The organism is Chloroflexota bacterium, assembly GCA_023475225.1.
In the GTDB taxonomy this organism is placed as follows: Bacteria; Chloroflexota; UBA6077; order FW602-bin22; family JAMCVK01; genus JAMCVK01.
Genome location: JAMCVK010000028.1, coordinates 96,048 through 114,049 on the forward strand (window position 1 = coordinate 96,048; position 18,002 = coordinate 114,049).

Sequence of the window (18,002 nt, forward strand, 5' to 3'; positions counted from 1 at the left end):
TATCTCTCCTCATAGTTGGCTTAAGACGGATACATAATAGCATAAACCGCCAGCCAGCCCCGGGCTTAAGTCCTCATTAGAGAAATAAATACGTCATCCAAAGAGGGCAGGATGGGTTCGAGACGAGTGACAGTTATCCCTGACTCACCAAACCAGGTGCTCAGTTGCTGAGGCGTCGCATCCGGACTAACTACGACATGGAGCGAGGTTCCATAAAGGACTACTTCACGCACAGCGGGGCAGTCAGCTAAAATGTCCATCGCCTTCATCAGCGGACTACAATCAATAGCTAGCAGCCGTCCTTGTATCGCCGACGCTTTTAGATGATCAGGCGTATCACAAGCGATAAGTTTGCCCTGGTGCATCAGACCGATAGTATTGCAATGCTCAGCTTCGTCCATATAATGTGTGGTCACAAAAACGGTCACCCCCTCGCCGGCCAGCTGGTAAATCATATCCCAGAAATTTCGCCTGGAGACCGGATCAACGCCGGCTGTCGGTTCATCCAAAAAGAGTATGGGGGGATGGTGAATTATGGCACAACCAAGTGCCAGGCGCTGTTTCCACGCCCCAGACAAGTTGGCTGTCAATTCATTCCCCTGTCCCACGAGATCAGCCATACCGATCAGTTCCTCTATCCTGGCTCGTTTCCGCTCAGGCGGTATGCGGTAGACGCTAGCATAGAAATTGAGATTCTCCCAGACCGTTAGATCATTATAGAGAGAGAAGCGCTGCGACATGTAGCCAATATGCTCCTTTAGACGTTCCGCTTCCCGGCTTATATCCATTCCTAATACCATCCCCTTACCTGCTGTGGGAGAGAGTATGCCACATAACATGCGGATAGTGGTCGTCTTGCCCGACCCATTAGGACCAAGGAAACCGAAGACTTCTCCTTCTTGGATCCGGAAACTAACCCTATCTACAGCTGCGAACTCCCCAAATTTCTTGGTTAGCTCCGTCACCTCAACAGCGTAGCTCTCTGACATCGCCTTCCCCAGAACGAATCCTCTTGCCGGACAGGAACATGAAAACGTCCTCCATCGATGGCTCTATCTGGCGCATAATGACTATCTCCACCCCAAGTTGAACCAGCCTAGCCCTCAACCTGGCCATAACCTGGGCTGCATCATCAGTCAGCAGATGCAATGAATCACCAAATGTCTGCACATCAGCCACACCAGCTGTTTCCCGCGCTACTCGCTGGGTAATCTTGCGCGGAATACCCTTCAACTCTATCACCTGATTCGTCACCAATCGCTTCAGATCGGCTGGGCTGTCACAGGCGATTGACTTTCCTTGAGAAAGGAAACAGACCGTATGGCAACGCTCTGCCTCATCCATATAAGGCGTAGAGACGACGATAGTGACTCCTTGAGCCAGCAAGCCGTGTAAAAGGCGCCAGAACTCGCGGCGCGCCACAGGGTCAACTCCAGTCGTCGGTTCATCGAGGAGAAGCAACTCAGGTCGATGAATAAGGGTGCATGAGAGGGCTAACTTCTTTTTCATGCCCCCAGAAAGGTGACCGGCCAAACGATCCGTATAGGGCGCCAGCTGGCTGAAGGATAACAGCTCTGCGGTACGTTCTTCCCGCGTCTCAGGCGGCACCCGATAGAGATCAGCAAAAAAGGCCAGGTTTTCTCTGACAGTGAGGTCAGCGTACAGGCTGAATTGCTGGGCCATATATCCAATGCGCTCTTTAACACCTTCGGGTTCTCTGCTCACATCGAATCCGACCACAGAGGCCGTTCCCTCACTGGGAGCGATGATGCCGCTGAGCAAGCGCAAGGTTGTCGTCTTACCCGCTCCATCTGGACCCAGAATTCCAAAGATCTCCCTCTTTTTGACCTCAATATTCAGGTTGTCCACAGCCATAATGCGGCCAAACCTCTTCGTTAACCTATCGGTTTCGATGGCCAATTCCATAGCTAGACTAACCTTTTGCGGAATCGACTGATACTAATCACAAAGACTACCAGACCAAAGATGGCTAACAGCCACACCTCAGTCCAGAGGTAGTCGATGCCAATCCCCTTGAGAGCGATGCCTCGCAAGATCTTGAGGAAATAGGTCAAAGGGATCAGATAACCCAGATAAAATAGCGGCTGTGGCATCACTTCACGTGGGAAGATGAAGCCAGAAAGCAGAATAGAGGGCATCATGTAAAATATCGCTACCTGCATCGCCTGGTACTGGGTCTCTGAGACGGTCGAAATCAACATCCCTAAAGAAAGGGATCCCAGGAGGAAAACCATCGCCAGAGCCAACAGGAGAAAAATACTGCCGCTGAACTCCACCTTAAACCAGAGAGAGCCTACAGTGATGGTCAGAGCCACATTCCAGAAGGCGATGATGACATAAGGCAGAATCTTGCCCAACACGAGCTCCCATGGCTTAATGGGACTAACAATCAATTGTTCGATCGTCCCCTGTTCCCTTTCCCTTACGATGGCGAAGGCGGTAAGGAATACTGTCTGGAATTGGAGAATCAGGCCGATCAACCCGGGGATCATAAAATTGGCACTCTCCATATTAGGGTTATAAAGCACGGTCGGTCGTAGATCTATAGGCGTCTTAAGCTGCTGACCACCGATACGGTTAGTGGTGGAAGCGAGGATGTCTGCCGCCTCGGCCTGAGCGATTGACGAAGCAGCGAAAAGAGCTGTTTGGGCCGTGTTAGGATCAGAGCCATCGATCAGCACCTGCACCTGAGCCGGCTTACCTGCCATCAGATTGGCTGAAAAGTCCGGGGGAATGAGGAAAGCTACCTTCGCCCAACCGCGATCTATCGCCCGACGTGCTTCTTCCGGACTGCGAATATAGCCGACGAGATCAAAGTATTGTGTATTAACGAAGGACTGAATGAGAGACCTGCTCTCCCGACTGAGCGCCTCATCGCATACCAGCGTAGCGATATGCTTGACATCAGTGATGACCGCATAGCCCAAAAGCGTGAGCATCATCACCGGCATTATCAGGATGATAGCCAGAGTCCGTCGGTCACGGACGATTTGGATGAACTCCTTACGAATTATCGGCCAAATACGGCTTCCCATCGGCTGTTTTAATCCCTTATCTCCGCGTCAGCCGGCATACCCGGCTTGAGCTCGTGTTGAGAATTAGGCACCTTAACTTTAACAGCGAAGACCAGATTCTGCCGCGCCTTTTGAGTTTGTACGTTCTTGGGAGTGAACTCAGCGTGGGCTGATATAAAGACTACCTGACCCTCAAAGACCTTATGGGGAAAGGAATCAACAGTCATCTCAACCTTTTGTCCTACCCTAACTAGGCCAATCTTATTCTCAGGGATGTAGAGCGTCAGGGTCACGGTATCGATGTTAGACACGACGAGCAGCCTCATTCCCGGAACGGCCATCTCCCCCACGTTTACCGTGCGCTCGGTGACCAGGCCGCTGATGGGCGAGACTAACGACATCTTCCGCAGCTGCACCTCAAGCACTTCCACACCTGCCTCTGCCTGCTGCAACTGGGCTCGCGCCACGGCTAATTGTTCTGCAGTTGCGCCCTTCATTATGGCCTCCAGCTTGGCTTGAGCAGCCTCAACAGCAGCTTTGCTCGACTCGTACTCAGCCTTGGCCTTATCCACCTGCACATTGATGGTAAGGGGATCGTCACGCATAGCGATAAGGTTGGCCAGGCTCTTACGGGCCTGATCCAGGAGTGCCTCCGCGGAGGCTACATCCTCAGCGGTGGGACCGGCCTTAAGCTGGTCCAGCCTGGCCTGAGCACTGTCCAAAGCGGATTTAGCACTCCGCACGGCGTCAGTAGCTATCTGAAGATCCTGGGCCGTAGGAGGCGCCGTCTTAGCCCGCAGATTAGCCTCAGCGACTGAGACAGCAGTTTCTGCTGCGGCTACCTTGGCATCAGCTACCTGTCCTTGATACTCAGGAAGTCTTGGATTCCCCTTGATCGCATCGCGCTCAATCTGTGTGGCCCAAAGCGAATTCCGTGCCTGTTCAACCGCCAACTTGAGCACGGCGATATCCTCCGCCCGAGGACCGGCCTTGAGGAGATCGAGGCGTTGCTGGGCCAGATCTAAATTGGCCTGGGCACTAGCCACATTGGCCTCGGCTACGCGTAAGTCGGCCTCTGGGGGCCACCTCTTGACACGGTCCAGTGAAGCCTTGGCTATGGCCACCTGTGACTCAGCCGCATCAATCTTAGCCTTCAGCTCTTGCGGGTTGGCTCGTATCGCCTCAGCATTCTCCCAGGCCTTCTTAGCACCATCGCGGAGGGCGACGGCTTGCGCTAGAGCCGCCTTAGCCTGACGCGTCTCCTCATCACGCGCCCCAGCCTGCACAAGGGCTAGATTGGCGCGCGCCACCGCTGCTGCCGCCTGAGCCTGCTTCAGCTGAGCCTCTAGCAGCGCCGTGTCCAACCCCACCAAGCGGTCACCGGCTCGGACCTCAGTGCCCTCATCAACAAAGATCCCCTCGATTCGTCCCCCCACCTCCGCAACGATGGAGACCTCTTCCGCTTCGATCGTCCCCGAACCAGTCAACTCTTTCGACCCAGCCTGATTACCCTGGGCAAAATACCACGCTCCCACCGACCCAGCCAAGAGCAAGATAATAGCGATGGCTATCCTCGCTCTCTTCATCCTGTCACCTCCACGCCTATAGCTCTGGAATCGGCCACAACCAGCTTAAGATGCCTTCTCACCATGTCTAGAAACGCCTCCAGCCTTGTCCGTAGCTTGGGATCTAGGGTGAACTCAATCGAGAGGAACATAGCCACCAGCCAGCAATATCTCACTGGGGACGGTAGTCGAAATCCCAATCGCCTTCACTATACTATCCATCCTGCTATAATAGAGATAATCTTTGTCATGGCTTATTATAGCATCTGTGCTCCAAACAACGGATGATAAGCAGACCCTTCAGATTTGACCCGCTGAAAGATACCTTCAAGATAATCCCTTCAGGAGATTTACCTGTAGGGCACTGCCCTACCCTTATTGGCGGCCGCGCGAGAAAATGAAACACGCCTTAGAGAAATCCTCTCTAGCAATCAGCCTCAGTTGGCAGGCGGTGCTTATCTTCCTGCTTAGTCTCTTTATCTTCTTTCTCCTGACCCCCCATATAGTGGCCGAACTGGATCTACCTCGTGGCGACGAGCCGTACTATTTGCTCATCGCTCACAGTCTGCTTTACGACCACGATATCGAAATGAGCAACAACTATGCCCAAAAAGACTACTGGTCCTATTACCCCGAAGAGCTGCTGCCCCACCGGTCGCAAACAAAACGGCCCGGCTGGTACGAGAAACACAGCATCGGGCTCCCCCTTCTTATATCACCGGCCTACGCGCTCGGCAGCCGGTTGGGAACGGTTTTATGGCTGAACGTACTGGCAGCACTGCTTTCGGCCAATATCTTCCTGCTGGCCAGGGAGGTAACAGGCAAAACATTTCCGGCCTTATCTACCTGGCTAGCCACAGTCTTCACTAACCCTTTGTTCAGTTATTCCTTCCTCATCTTTCCGGCCCTGCCGGCCACTCTTCTTGTGACCTATGCGTATCGCCGCTCCCGTCTGGCTACCGGAAATGCTGCCTGGCAAACATTCCTTGTCAGCATCTGCCTGGCCTTCCTGCCCTGGCTACATCCCCGCTTTCTCTTAATCGTTCTACCTTTGGGAGCATTCTTTCTCTTTAAGAGACACTACAGATGGCCGGCGTTACTATTATTTATCATTCCTCTCTTCCTCTCAGGAATTCTACTGATGTCCTATTATTATTATTTGTACGGCACGATCGTCCCCAACTATCACGACCACGCTGGCGCTCAAGGCGTCTTAGGGACAATTAATGGCCTCTTTGGTTCCTTTCTGGATCAACAGTGGGGACTCCTGGTGTATTCTCCCATCTACATGCTGCTCTTTGCTGGGCTAGTGCGTCTTTGGAAGGAACGGCGTTCTGAACTTTTCTGGATAGCCGTGATTGGGCTACCTTATCTTCTCTTCATCGCCAATTATCACCTTTGGTGGGGCGAGTGGTGCCCTCCAGCCCGCTATCTGGTTCCGCTCACCCCCTTATTCGTGGTGGGAATAGCCTCCGCCATCGCCTCCATCAGGGCCAGGACGTTTAATATTATAGCCGTTATACTGTTGATGCTCAGCCTGGGGATAATGGGCATCTTCTTATGGCACCCAAAACTCATGTACAACCATCCCACGGGGCAGAGCGTCCTTCTCTTATGGGCCGATCAATATCTTGATCATGTCGAACTCAGTGGATTATTTCCCTCCTTCGTTGTCCTGAGCCTCAGGACATATCCTCTTGCCCTACCATGGTTAGCAGCCATCGCTTATCTTATTTTCCTGAGTTGGGATAGACTGAGCCCTCAGAGACAAGCTACCCAGCTCTAAGTTATCCTCCAAACCCAAGCCGCTCAGCCAATTGCGTAATCCAATATTCGGGCACGATCACGATCTTCCGTCTGGTCATAAGCCACTGTTGTCGGATGATCTCCTTGGGATTTTCTATCCCCCGGCGTCTGGATTCCATCTGGTTCATGAGCCAACCGAACATATTCTGGCGCTCTTCCTCCTCAGTATCCAGGATGTTGCCCAGGATATGGATAGGAAAGACATGTCCCTCAAACATCAGATCGAAATCGAAGGATAACAATCTCTCTAGCGAGTCAGCCCAGGTTTCCAGATCGGCATAGGCATCCCGTGAACGATCCAGGAAATACACCCCGTGGACAGTATCCCCGACAAAGGCCATCCGGTATCCGTCGACCGCTGCCAGGATCGTGCAGCTACCTGGGGTATGACCAGGCATGGGCACGATCTCAAAGGTCACATCACCAATACGAAGAACTTGCCCATCAGTAAGCTTAAGATCGACGATGTCTGCTGAGGCATCCAAATCCTCCTTTATGTTAAGAGATGGAAATCCCCGGCCCAGGAAGGGCACATCGGACTCGTGGAGAGCGAATTCAGCCTGCGATTCACGGCGTATCAAGGCAGTGTTGCCGACATGGTCGGGGTGATAATGTGTTCCGATAACGTAACGGATATCGCTTATGGACAGCCCGAGCAATCGAAGATTGCCCTTCATCTCGTCATAGGTTAAGCGAGCGCCACAATCCACTAATACCGGTTCCGGGCACATGATCAGGTAGGATTCAGCCGAGAAGGGGGCAAACGGACCGGCCGATGGAGTCACCCCGTGACCGTTCACCCGGTACACTCTGGGCACTTTCGTCGTTAGGCTACTAATGTCCTTCATCGCTATACCTCCTTAGTCACCCATTATATCACTCCGAGCACTTGCTGAAGTTCAGCCAAAATTTTCCATCGTTTGCTATTGACATGCGACCTTTTTGGTGTTAAAATCATACTAAATTAGTAGGAATTGGGGTCAACCTCAATGAAACTATCAACACGTGGGCATTATGGATTAAGGGCGATGGCCAAACTGGCCGAACATTATGGGCACGGCTTGTTGTCGCTCACGGAGATAGCCGAGGCCGAGGGTCTTCCCTACGCTTATCTTGAACGACTGTTCGCCTCACTACGCCAAGCAGGACTTATCACTGCCAGCCGTGGGGTCCAAGGGGGTTACCAGCTGGCCAGAGACCCGGCCCAAATCAGCGTGGGGGAGGTCATACGTATCCTGGAAGGACCCATCGTCCTGGTCCAATGTGCCTCGGAGACAAGCAGCGCCAGCTGCTGCGAACGCGAGGCAACCTGTACAACCAAAAATGTCTGGCTTAAAATGCGCGCTAGCATCGCCGAGATGCTTGATGCCACTTCACTGGCCGATATCTGCCGCGAGGCAGTAACCCAAGGATCATCACACATCACAAAGGAGGAAGCAGATGGCTAAAACTATCTACCTTGACCACGCCGCCACCACCCCTGTCCGTCCCGAAGTTCTGGAGGCGATGCTCCCCTATTTCTCGGAGAAGTTCGGCAATCCTTCCAGCGTTTACGCTCTTGCCCGCGAATCGCGTAAAGCGCTCGATCAGGCTCGGGATACCGTGGCTGATATACTGGGAGCCAGCGCACATGAGATAATCTTCACCAGCGGGGGCACAGAAAGCGACAACCTGGCCATCAAGGGTGTTGCCTTCGCCAACCGGGATAAGGGTAACCACATCATTACTTCTCAATTAGAACATCATGCCGTACTGCACACTTGCGAACATCTGGAGAAGTTTGGTTTTAGGGTCACTTACCTACCAGTCGATAGCTATGGAGTCGTCGATTTAAATGCCCTGGAGAAAGCCTTAGACGACAAGACGATCCTGATCACCATCATGCTAGCCAATAATGAGGTGGGCACCATCCAGCCTATCTCAGCCATCGCGGAGATGATTCGGGGTAAGGGGATCATCTTCCATACTGATGCAGTACAGGGAGGAGGCAGTCTAGATCTCAACGTCGATAAGCTAGGTGTAGATATGCTCAGCCTGTCAGGGCATAAATTCTATGGACCAAAGGGGACAGGCATACTTTATGTGCGACGAGGAACCAAGTTCTGGCCACAACAACACGGCGGCGGACAGGAGCGTAACCGCCGTGCAGGCACAGAGAACGTTCCAGGCATAGTGGGGTTCGCTACCGCCTTACGTCTGGCCCACGAGCACCTGGAATCGTATAACCGGCACGTGCAAAGGATTCGCGATGGATTAATCAATGGCATCCTCCCCAATATTGAACGCTGTCAGCTAACTGGCCATCCTACGGATCGATTGCCGAATAGCGCCAGCTTCGTCTTTGAATTCGTTGAGGGCGAATCAATCCTCCTAAATCTGGATATGTATGGTATCGCCGCCTCCAGCGGATCGGCCTGTACCTCTGGCTCACTAGAGCCATCTCACGTGCTGAAGGCTCTGGGTATCCCTATCCAGATTGCTCACGGCAGTCTGCGCCTGACAGCGGGGATTGATAACACAGAACAAGACGTGGAGCAGGTCGTCTCTGTCTTACCCGGCATCATCCAGAAGCTACGCGTCATGTCTCCCTTGACCGCTCAAGCATAAGAAAGATGTGAATAAAGGAGGGCTTTAAGGCGTGTATAGTGAAAAGGTAATGGAGCACTTCAGCAACCCACGCAACGTTGGGAGTATCCCCGATGCCGATGGGATAGGCGTCGAAGGCAATCCCATTTGTGGCGATATCATGAAAATGTACATCAAGGTGAAGGATAATCGCATAGAGGCTATAAAGTTTCAAACATTTGGTTGTGGTGCCGCCATCGCTACCAGCAGCATAGTCACAGAGATGGTCAAGGGTAAAACATTGGAGGAGGCCAAGATCATTTCTAATAAGATGGTGGCTGAGGCACTAGGTGGCTTACCGCTCAATAAGATGCATTGTTCTAATCTTGCTGCTGATGCCCTCCACCGCGCTATCGAGGACTACGAAAGCAAGAAGGCAGTGGCTGTAACTTGAGTGATGTCGCTACTTCGCTTTATTGCACCTTTAACATATCGCCTTTATAGCCGAACTTTTCAAGAAGACTTCTGGCATTATTGATGCAGCTGGCCGTGCTGCAATTAGTTCCAATATATGATTCGTTCCTTTTATGCTGTGTTAGGTGGTGTGGGGGGCTTATCTTTAAGATGAAATTCCACCCCCTCCACCTTCATTGGTCTTTCCGCTTTTCCACCCTGTTCTTCCTTCAATTTCATGGTTTTCCTCCCAGTATTTGTGAAATTCAGAGATATATTCAGGAGGCAAAGATGCTTTTTTCTGATAGAAAAATTCAGATAACATATTCTGTTTTATGTTTATAGAGATATTTTTCAATAATCCTCATGACTTCCTTAAACTCGTTCTCGTCAAGACTGCTCCAATCTTCTTCGGTAATCGGTTCAACCTCCCACCCGAAACCATAATTGCTATCTTGTGCATACCAGTAATATGCTTTTCCCTTATACTCAATCTTCCCACCAGCAAGGTAGTCATCAAACTGAACACGGTGGTATTTTGAGTCTATAGCTACAGAAAGTTTATCAGTCATGTTTACCTCTTATCGTCGCTTTTGAACGACATTCACTCATTCACAACCTTTACTCCAAACTTTTCAAGAATACGCTTGCACCTCTTATACGCATCACGATACATAAGTAAATCACCAGCGTTATCAATTTGATATTCTTCTCCGTCTCGGATACCTAACTTCTTAAGTTCATATAGTAAGCCTCCATAATCTGCGTAATCCTCGATTTCGAAAGTGTCTACAATCACTATTCCTGCATATAAACCTGTACCCAAAATTCCTCCTTCAATTGTGTAGACTTTTTATCCTTACATGATTTCATGTTTCCTCTCAAATTTTGCACCTTTCAATAATTCCAAACTGTTCTCGTCGGTCATTATGAGTTAAGGCAGCATTATACAGCTCCTCTAATTCTTTATAAAGCTTAAACAAAAATCTATCTCTAAAACTTCTAAAAGGCGTTTGATTGACATATTGATCAAATAAATCTTTCTCTTTTGTGCTTGGGCTGATAACAAAAAACTGGGTTGGGAATCTTCTCGGTATTTTTAATAGTCTATCTAAACCAGATTTAACCCTTGTTGTTTCTTCCACTTCAAAAGCATACACAGGAAACAATCCGTAATCATCCTCATGAAACCATAAAGCATCTATCTCTCTAATCTTTGCCAAGTTAGGACCCCTAAAAATATCGGTACAGTCAGCCACAGTCACATAATCCCTTAATGGCTTATCTTGGAATTTTCTTATAGTTTGGTCATGCGGTGGTGTATAGGTTTCATATCCATAAATTCTTCCAAGCGTTAGTAACATTCCTTGAGCAATTCCGTGATCAATTTCTGGTTTTTGAGTAAAACTCTGCGATTCTGGTTTCATTAAAACTTCTTCCAAAAGTTTGTAAATACCACTTCTTTCGGGTGGGACTGGTTCAAAAATCTTATATTGCCTTACAACTCGCCTAATAGTATCCTGCCAAGTTGGATTAGTCTTAGTTTTGGGATGACCCTCTACGATTTTATTAATCTCAGACAAATGACCTTGCCCACCTAATTCCAATAAGGCATCTCTTACAATATCTTTCCAAGTTAATTTTTGCTTGTCCATTTTATATCCTCTAAGTAGAATTGAATGATAAATCTCTGGCATCGCCAACTGATAATTCAGGTTCATAGATTTGAAAATATTTTTTTCCTTCAATAAGCGGTAACTGTTGTGGTTCAACGTTGAAATTTACATTCTCCTTTGCCAGTTCAATGGCTCTATCGTTAATATCAAGGGCAATGCACCTTCTTCCTAAAAGTTTACATTCTACAGCGGTTGTTCCTGCACCACAGAAATAATCCAAGACTAATTCACCTGTGTTTGAATATCTGAGAATCACATTTCGCGGGATATAAGGCGACCAGTTTCCCCTATACTCTCCGCTATGAGTGGCCCAGTTACCCCTTTGCTTAAAACTCCAAACTGTAGTTTGTTCTTCCCTAAAATCTTTTGGGGAAAGCTTTTTTACTTCTTTTAAAACTTTTAAAGCACTAATATTGAGCCCATGTGTTTTGGTAATAAGTCGCTCAATATATCTAAATGTAACTCCATATTTCTGGCCAATTTCCAAATCAGAAGTTCCTCTTGCCTTTTCCTGCAAGATTGCCTCTTGAAGCCCTTTTTCGGTTTTGAAACTTACTTTTTGATTTCCCATAATCCCTTTTACCTCATTAAATTAAGCCGGCTGTTTCGCTTAACAGGTTCCTAAACGATATTTGAAGCACTGACGCTCTTGATGAGACAGAGGAAGGATCAAGGAAGGAAACGCTGTATCGATTCAAACTCTTTGGGCAATAACGAGAGTAGAAGCGGTGTTAACTTCGAGAGATAGGGCATTAAGGCTGATTTCCTGAGGGCCAGCTCCAGACCAGGTAGAGGGAACCTGGTGGCGATAATCAGGAAGGTTTGTAATATCATGGCCGCCACAGCAGTGCCAAAGACAGCCCCCAAAATCCGATCGAGGCAACCGAAAAAGATTAGACCAACGACGTAATGGAGAAGCTGGCCGAGTAGAGTGGCAACCAACAGGACAGATAAGAAGATAGCTGCAAAGGCAATTACCCTAGCTAGCGAGGGGTCAGCCACGAAGAAAAACAACGGCGCCAGTTCAGCGTAACGCTGTCCGGCTAGCATCAGTCCAACCCAGAAACCGAGCAGGCCTATAGCCGAGCGAACAAGCCCCCTGGACAGTCCATCAATGGCTCCACCAACCAGGGCCATGATGATCAGTAGATCAAGCCAGTTCATAGTGCCCTCGCCCACTAATCCGACCCTTTGACCAGCCCTCCCTTATTATAGCGCACAAATGGTTCCCACAACATCCAACCCACCGCTCCAGCATCGATGGCCGCCTTCTTCTGAAGCTCGATATCCTTGGCCGTGTAGGGCCTTCGGCTGCCATTATAATACTGAATCCAGGGTCTCACCTTGACCGGTAGACCGTTCAGTCTCTTAATGGCCTCCTGTACGCTGTAGTAAACGACCTCATAGGGGTAATTCTCGGCTGGAGTATAGCTCGGAGTCATCGGCAGCCCATACCAGAAAAGGGATGGATAATCCATCGGACAGAGAAAATCGGCATACTTGCCCATCTCCTCGATGTTTTGTCCAAGAGGGAGATTCACATTGTCCGGTTGCCAGCTGGCATAGCCAAAGACGTCCACTGCCACATAGACCCCAAGTGGCTTCAAGGCAGCGTAAGCCTCAGCCAGGAAGGAACTGATCGCCTTAACCCGGTTTTCCGCTGTGTTCGGTTGAGAGAAGACAGCGTAACGCAGGTTCCTATCGGCCGGGAAACGGATATAATCGAACTGGATCTCGTCGAATCCCTTTTGGGCTGCCTCCTTAGCAATGGCGATATTGTAATCCCAAACCTCGCGCCGAAAAGGATCAACCCAGCCCAGTCCTTGCGAGGCATCCTTCCACGGTCCACCTGTCCGCTCATCTATTATGGCCACATTTGTACCTGCCTTCGCCCCATTACTGGCTAACAGGTCGTCCTTGAAGGTGATGATCCGAGCGATAGTATAAATGCCCTGTTTCTTCAGCTCTGCGATCAACCCCTCAGGATGCGGTATGGTGATGCGCTCTTGGGCCCCGATGGCCTTGGCTAAAGGGACATTGCTCCTCCAGGCGATCGATCCATCATCGTCTTTTACATCTATCACGATAGCGTTTAGCTCTGTTTCCTCAATCAGACGCGTGACCAGATCCCTCATTGGCTGGTAACCGATACCAGCCATGGTGATGTAGGCCGCCTTAACTACAAACGGTTTTAGAGCGACGTCTATATTACTTCGTCGGGCAATTGTAATCCTAGACTTCTCATATCCGGGAGCGCTGACCAGCAAGTCGGGTTCAGGAGGTATATCAGTCAATTTATAGGTTCCATCAACACCGCTTACGGCTACCCTATTTCCAACAGAAGCCTTCGCCCCGGCGATTTGTTTATCACTCGTTGCCTCAGTTATCTTGCCGCTGAGAACATTGGGACGGAGAGCGACCTCCACCCCGGTCTGTCCCATATAGCTAATTTCGTCCTTGGCATAGCCATCGGCCACCATCGTCACGACCCCACCCTGCTTAACCCTAACGAGGCGAAAGAGGCCACTAGCATCAGTAGTCGTATGGGAGCCACCCTCCGAAACAGCGGCGTTGGCTATAGGAGCATCGGTGTAGGCATCCTTGACTGTACCACTCAAGATAAGGGGCTCAAGATCGATGTCAAGCGGACTATTATGGATGACGACGGCCTCTCGCTTAGCGTATCGATCGGCCTTGATCACCAGTTTCGAGCCTCTCCGCAGCCCGGAGATGGTGTAGCGGCCGTCTTCTCCAGTATGAACAGAGAGAGACGAGGGCGCTTCCTTGTTCAGAATAGTAATGGAGGCGCCAGCGATCGGTTGGCCGTTAAGGCGATCGCGCACCACCCCACTCACCGTCAAACTAGCGAAGAGGATGGCATAGATGAGTAGAACCCCGCTAATAGCAAAGAGGATCAGTAGCCAGCGTCCCAGGCGGAAATGGCCGTAGTAACTTTTCATCCCCGCTGTTCTCTACCTCAACGGATACAGTTCCCCCCGCGCACTTGGCCGCTATACCCAGAGCCTCAAGCAACCGGCCTATGCGCTTCAGGCCGCTTTTAATCTAGGGCATTATAGCACAAAGATATCCAGCTGGGACCTCTCCAATATCAGGACTTTATACCCGAAATTCCTCTACGGGGGGCAAATAGACGTAAAATGGATGATATTTGCTGAGATTAGCGCTTGCGCCCTGGTTGGTAGATACAATAGGGCTCTTCGGCCAGGTAATCACCGCTAGCCTCGTAGGCTCGTGCCCGACAGCCACCACAGATCACCTTATACTCGCAGTCTCCACACTTCCCTTTTAAGTTGCTAAAGTTACGCAGCTGGCGAAAGAGCGGCGAATTCACCCAGATATCAGCCAGGCTCTTTTCTTTAACGTTACCCGCGGCTACATCCAGGTAACCACAACCCTGCACCTGGCCGATATGCGAGACGAAGAAGAAGCCAATCCCAGCCAGACATCCCCTGGTCATAGCGCTCATCCCCCCCGCTTCATGGGCACGCGCCACAGCGTGAGGGTGAACCCCAGCGTGGGGGTCCTGAACAACGGCTTTTTCCTCCTTGGCCCGCTGGCGCATTACACGCCAATAATGAGGGACATCCGTGGGCTTAAAGAAGATGCGCTCTCCAATCTCCCTTTGGCGATCATAGATCCAGTGCAGGGTACGCTCATACTCCTCCGGAGGCAGTTCCTCAGCCTCCATCTCCTTCCCCCGTCCAGTAGGCACCAGCATGAATGGATGGAAGGCGACAGCCCCCAATTCGATGGCCAGGGAGAGGAGCTCGTCTAGATAAGGAGCATTCAGACGAGTTACCGTCGTGTTTATCTGCACCTCGATCCCGGCCTGCCGGGCATTTTTGATACCCTTGATGGCTTCGGCGAAGGCACCAGGTACACCCCGAAAACGGTCGTGCTGCTCAGCAGTAGGAAAATCAATGCTAACGCTTATCCGTCTGATGCCAATCTGACGCATCTTCTCCGCTGCCTCTGCAGTGACCAGGGTGCCGTTCGGGGATGCAGCCACTCGAAGCCCCTTGTCTATAGCGTACTTGGCGATGTCAAAGATGTCCTCGCGGAGAAGAGGTTCACCACCGGTAAGGACGATGATGGGTCGGCCGATCTGTAAGATTTCATCAACCAAGCGAAAACATTCCGTTGTAGATAACTCCCCCTCATAAGGGGCATTCGCCGCTGCGGCCCGACAATGGGCACAAGCCAGATTACAACGGCGGGTGAGCTCCCAGGCCATGATGTGGGGAACGGGCACTCCGCTGGGATCGAGGGGTGAACGCCTACCTTTCTCCACCCTCATGTCAAAACCTCACTACCACTCTTCTCATCGTCACCCAAGCCAATCTCCGTATCTGTCAGATAGCAAGCCGGGTCTTCCGCCCACACATCACCATAAGCGGCCTCTGCCCGCACACGGAAGTTGCCATTGCAGAGCTCCAGATAACAACAGCGAGCACAGCGACCCTTCAACAACGGTTCCCTATTTTTCAGGCCACGCATCAAGGGGTCAGAGGTATCCAACCAGATCTCTCCAAATTTCCGCTTGCGTACATTACCGAAGGAGTAATGCCACCAGAACTGGTCGGCGTGCACATTTCCAAGGTTATCTACGGCGGCGATGCCGATCCCAGACATGTTCCCCCCATTCCAGCGCAATAATTGTAAAACCTCCTCCGCCCGCTCCGGCTGCTCTCTCCTCACTTTCAGGTAGATGAAGACACCATCGGCATGATTATCGACGGTCAAGATATCCTTAGGCAGACCACGGCGATGGAAATCTTGCGTTCGGGCGATGATCAGTTCAAGAGCGGCTCTAGTTTCAGCATGGCTGATGTCATCTTTGACCATGCTGCTACCACGTCCAGCATAGACGAGATGGTAAAAGCAAGCGCGGTCTATATTTTCCTCCTCAATAAGATCAAAGACAGCAGACAGATCCCGGTAATTGTGGCGATTAATAGTGAAGCGAAGGCCAACCTTTTGCCCAACAGCTACACAGTTACGGATCCCTTGCAAGGCCATCTCAAAGGCCCCTCTCTTGCCCCGAAAGCGGTCGTTATTTTCAGCAATGCCGTCGATGCTCACCCCTACATAACCGAAGCCGGCATCCTTAATCTGTCTGGCTACCTCTTTAGTAATAAGCGTACCGTTGGTAGAGATCACCGCCCGTATACCCAGTGCACTGGCCAGCGCTCCTAGCTCGAAAAGGTCTTGCCGCAAAAGCGGCTCGCCACCAGAGAAGAGCAGCACTGGCACTCCGAACTCGGACAGACCCCTGATGAAGGCCTCAGCCTCTGCTGTACTGAGCTCACCTGGATAATCACGCTCATGAGAGTCGGCATAGCAGTGAATACAATGTAGATTACAGCGTCGCGTCGCATTCCAAACGACTACGGGACGCTTGTCAGCCGAGAATTGGAGAAGATGAGAGGGCATCCCCGCCGAACGCCTCCCATAACGCAGCACATCACCGGTCGTCGCCGTGCCGCATATTAGCTTTGTAATACCAATCATCCGGCCCTCCACAGAGCAATAATAATCTCTCGATTCCGGTTGTAAACGCTCGACCGACAGTACATATTACAGGCCCCTAGGTGTTTAGGGTTTGGCATGTCTCCTTTGCAGCTCGGATAGTGGCTTCAATGTCAGCTTCGCTATGGGCCAGAGAGATAAAAACTGCCTCGAACTGAGAAGGAGCCAGATTTATGCCATGTTCCAGCATGCCCCGGAAAAATGAGGCGTAACGCCTCGTATCTGCCGTCTTGGCTGTTTCGTAATCAACAACGCATTGGCTTGTAAAGAATAGAGTAAGCATAGAGCCGACTCGCGTTAAGAAGGCACTTATGCCCGCTTCCCTGACCGCCTCCTCTAGCCCTTCGGCCAGTCTGGACGCCCTCTCTTCCAGTTGAGGGTAAACGCCTGGTTCCTTAAGAATTCGTAGGGTCTCAATACCAGCCGTCATAGCCAGGGGATTCCCAGAAAGGGTACCAGCCTGGTAGACCGGTCCACTTGGGGCCACCAATTCCATCATCTCCCGCCGCCCGCCATAGGCACCGACGGGTAGCCCACCTCCAATGATCTTGCCCAAACAGGTCAGGTCCGCATATATACCATAGAGAGATTGTGCCCCACCATAAGCGACACGAAAACCGCTGATGACCTCATCAAAAATCAATAGAGACCGATAGGCAGTGGTTACTTCTCTAAGTCCCTTAAGGAAACCAGGCTGTGGGGGGACAACACCCATATTACCGGCTATGGGCTCAACAATCACGGCAGCTATATCAGGTCCATGCTTCTCGAAAATGCGTTGTACGCTGTCGAAATCGTTATAGGGTGCAGAGATGGTGTTTTGGGCAACAGCGACAGGCACTCCCGGGCTATCCGGCACGCCAAGGGTGAGAGCACCTGAGCCAGCTCTAACCAGCAACCCATCAGCGTGACCATGATAGCAGCCAGCAAATTTGATTATCTTATCTCGGCCGCTAAAAGCGCGGGCCAGGCGAAGGGCGCTCATAGTAGCTTCTGTGCCGGAGTTCACAAAGCGCACCATCTCAATCGAGGGAAAAGCCTCCGTCATCAGCTTTGCCAGAGCGAGCTCCCCTTCAACAGGGGCACCAAAGCTGGTCCCTGACTCAACCGCAGCCTTAAGGGCCGTTACGACGCGGGGGTGGGCATGCCCCAGGATAAGCGGTCCCCATGAACAGACATAATCGATGAATTCATTGCCGTCCACATCCCAAATGTGTGCACCGGAACCGCACCTAAGGAAGAGCGGTTCTCCTCCCACGGCCCGAAAGGCCCGTACAGGACTATCTACACCACCCGGCAGGTATCTTTGGGCCTCACTAAAAAGATGCCTTGATCCATCAATCTTCATCTGA

Annotated in this window: 18 protein-coding genes; 4 read left to right on the forward strand and 14 right to left on the reverse strand. The window is 51.0% G+C overall.

Translation table 11 applies throughout. From position 1 onward, the window contains the following. Nucleotides 1–65 precede the first annotated feature (65 nt). From M1136_06820 to M1136_06835, 4 genes are read right to left on the reverse strand one after another with little or no spacing between them, the layout of a single operon-like run. The gene (locus M1136_06820; GenBank protein MCL5075345.1) at nt 66–989 is read right to left on the reverse strand and encodes an ABC transporter ATP-binding protein; all 924 of its coding nucleotides are present in this window, start codon (nt 987–989) and stop codon (nt 66–68) included. Further along, entirely contained in the window at nt 967–1,926 is a 960-nt protein-coding gene (locus M1136_06825; protein ID MCL5075346.1) for an ABC transporter ATP-binding protein, read from the reverse strand. Before M1136_06825 ends, M1136_06820 begins: the two co-directional genes overlap by 23 nt. 2 nt (nt 1,927–1,928) lie before the next feature. Next, nucleotides 1,929–3,056: an ABC transporter permease gene (locus tag M1136_06830; GenBank protein MCL5075347.1), complete on the reverse strand. Its 1,128-nt coding sequence runs from the start codon at nt 3,054–3,056 to the stop codon at nt 1,929–1,931. An 8-nt stretch (nt 3,057–3,064) separates the two neighbouring features. Then, the gene (locus M1136_06835) at nt 3,065–4,621 is read right to left on the reverse strand and encodes an efflux RND transporter periplasmic adaptor subunit (GenBank protein ID MCL5075348.1); all 1,557 of its coding nucleotides are present in this window, start codon (nt 4,619–4,621) and stop codon (nt 3,065–3,067) included. A 376-nt stretch (nt 4,622–4,997) separates the two neighbouring features. On the opposite strand from M1136_06835, the gene M1136_06840 reads away from it, so the two are divergent. Then, complete coding sequence (locus M1136_06840; protein ID MCL5075349.1) at nt 4,998–6,386, forward strand: hypothetical protein; 1,389 nt, start codon at nt 4,998–5,000, stop codon at nt 6,384–6,386. Between the two features lies 1 nt (nt 6,387). On the opposite strand, the gene M1136_06845 is transcribed toward M1136_06840, so the two are convergent. Next, nucleotides 6,388–7,254, reverse strand: a complete 867-nt coding sequence (locus tag M1136_06845) for an MBL fold metallo-hydrolase (protein ID MCL5075350.1) — start codon at nt 7,252–7,254, stop codon at nt 6,388–6,390. A gap of 141 nt (nt 7,255–7,395) precedes the next feature. On the opposite strand from M1136_06845, the gene M1136_06850 reads away from it, so the two are divergent. Genes M1136_06850 through nifU form a run of 3 tightly spaced genes read left to right on the forward strand, consistent with a single transcriptional unit; the run spans nt 7,396 to nt 9,425 of the window. After that, the gene (locus tag M1136_06850) at nt 7,396–7,854 is read left to right on the forward strand and encodes an Rrf2 family transcriptional regulator (GenBank protein ID MCL5075351.1); all 459 of its coding nucleotides are present in this window, start codon (nt 7,396–7,398) and stop codon (nt 7,852–7,854) included. Further along, nucleotides 7,847–9,013 (forward strand): cysteine desulfurase NifS, encoded by a 1,167-nt coding sequence (gene nifS / locus M1136_06855; GenBank protein ID MCL5075352.1) that lies wholly within the window; start codon nt 7,847–7,849, stop codon nt 9,011–9,013. Before M1136_06850 ends, nifS begins: the two co-directional genes overlap by 8 nt. Before the next feature lie 31 nt (nt 9,014–9,044). Next, nucleotides 9,045–9,425: a Fe-S cluster assembly scaffold protein NifU gene (gene nifU / locus M1136_06860; protein ID MCL5075353.1), complete on the forward strand. Its 381-nt coding sequence runs from the start codon at nt 9,045–9,047 to the stop codon at nt 9,423–9,425. Nucleotides 9,426–9,738: 313 nt separating this feature from the next. Here the strand turns inward: nifU and M1136_06865 are convergent, their stop codons facing one another. The 9 genes from M1136_06865 to hemL all read right to left on the reverse strand — a co-directional run bounded on the left by M1136_06865 (nt 9,739) and on the right by hemL (nt 17,998). Then, nucleotides 9,739–9,996, reverse strand: a complete 258-nt coding sequence (locus tag M1136_06865; GenBank protein MCL5075354.1) for a hypothetical protein — start codon at nt 9,994–9,996, stop codon at nt 9,739–9,741. A 32-nt stretch (nt 9,997–10,028) separates the two neighbouring features. Next, nucleotides 10,029–10,250 (reverse strand): hypothetical protein, encoded by a 222-nt coding sequence (locus M1136_06870; protein MCL5075355.1) that lies wholly within the window; start codon nt 10,248–10,250, stop codon nt 10,029–10,031. Between the two features lie 55 nt (nt 10,251–10,305). Beyond that, the gene (locus tag M1136_06875) at nt 10,306–11,079 is read right to left on the reverse strand and encodes a hypothetical protein (protein ID MCL5075356.1); all 774 of its coding nucleotides are present in this window, start codon (nt 11,077–11,079) and stop codon (nt 10,306–10,308) included. Between the two features lie 10 nt (nt 11,080–11,089). Further along, a complete protein-coding gene (locus tag M1136_06880) occupies nt 11,090–11,671 on the reverse strand; it encodes a 50S ribosomal protein L11 methyltransferase (protein ID MCL5075357.1) in 582 nt (193 codons plus the stop codon). Nucleotides 11,672–11,769: 98 nt separating this feature from the next. Further along, nucleotides 11,770–12,264 (reverse strand): CvpA family protein, encoded by a 495-nt coding sequence (locus M1136_06885; GenBank protein ID MCL5075358.1) that lies wholly within the window; start codon nt 12,262–12,264, stop codon nt 11,770–11,772. A 14-nt stretch (nt 12,265–12,278) separates the two neighbouring features. Next, on the reverse strand, nt 12,279–14,060 hold the full coding sequence (locus M1136_06890; GenBank protein MCL5075359.1) for a carboxypeptidase regulatory-like domain-containing protein: 1,782 nt from the start codon (nt 14,058–14,060) through the stop codon (nt 12,279–12,281). Nucleotides 14,061–14,278: 218 nt separating this feature from the next. Further along, entirely contained in the window at nt 14,279–15,418 is a 1,140-nt protein-coding gene (locus tag M1136_06895; GenBank protein MCL5075360.1) for a radical SAM protein, read from the reverse strand. Beyond that, a complete protein-coding gene (locus M1136_06900; GenBank protein ID MCL5075361.1) occupies nt 15,415–16,632 on the reverse strand; it encodes a radical SAM protein in 1,218 nt (405 codons plus the stop codon). The genes M1136_06895 and M1136_06900 overlap by 4 nt, the downstream gene beginning before the upstream one ends. Before the next feature lie 76 nt (nt 16,633–16,708). Further along, nucleotides 16,709–17,998, reverse strand: a complete 1,290-nt coding sequence (hemL, locus tag M1136_06905) for a glutamate-1-semialdehyde 2,1-aminomutase (GenBank protein MCL5075362.1) — start codon at nt 17,996–17,998, stop codon at nt 16,709–16,711. Nucleotides 17,999–18,002: the final 4 nt, after the last annotated feature.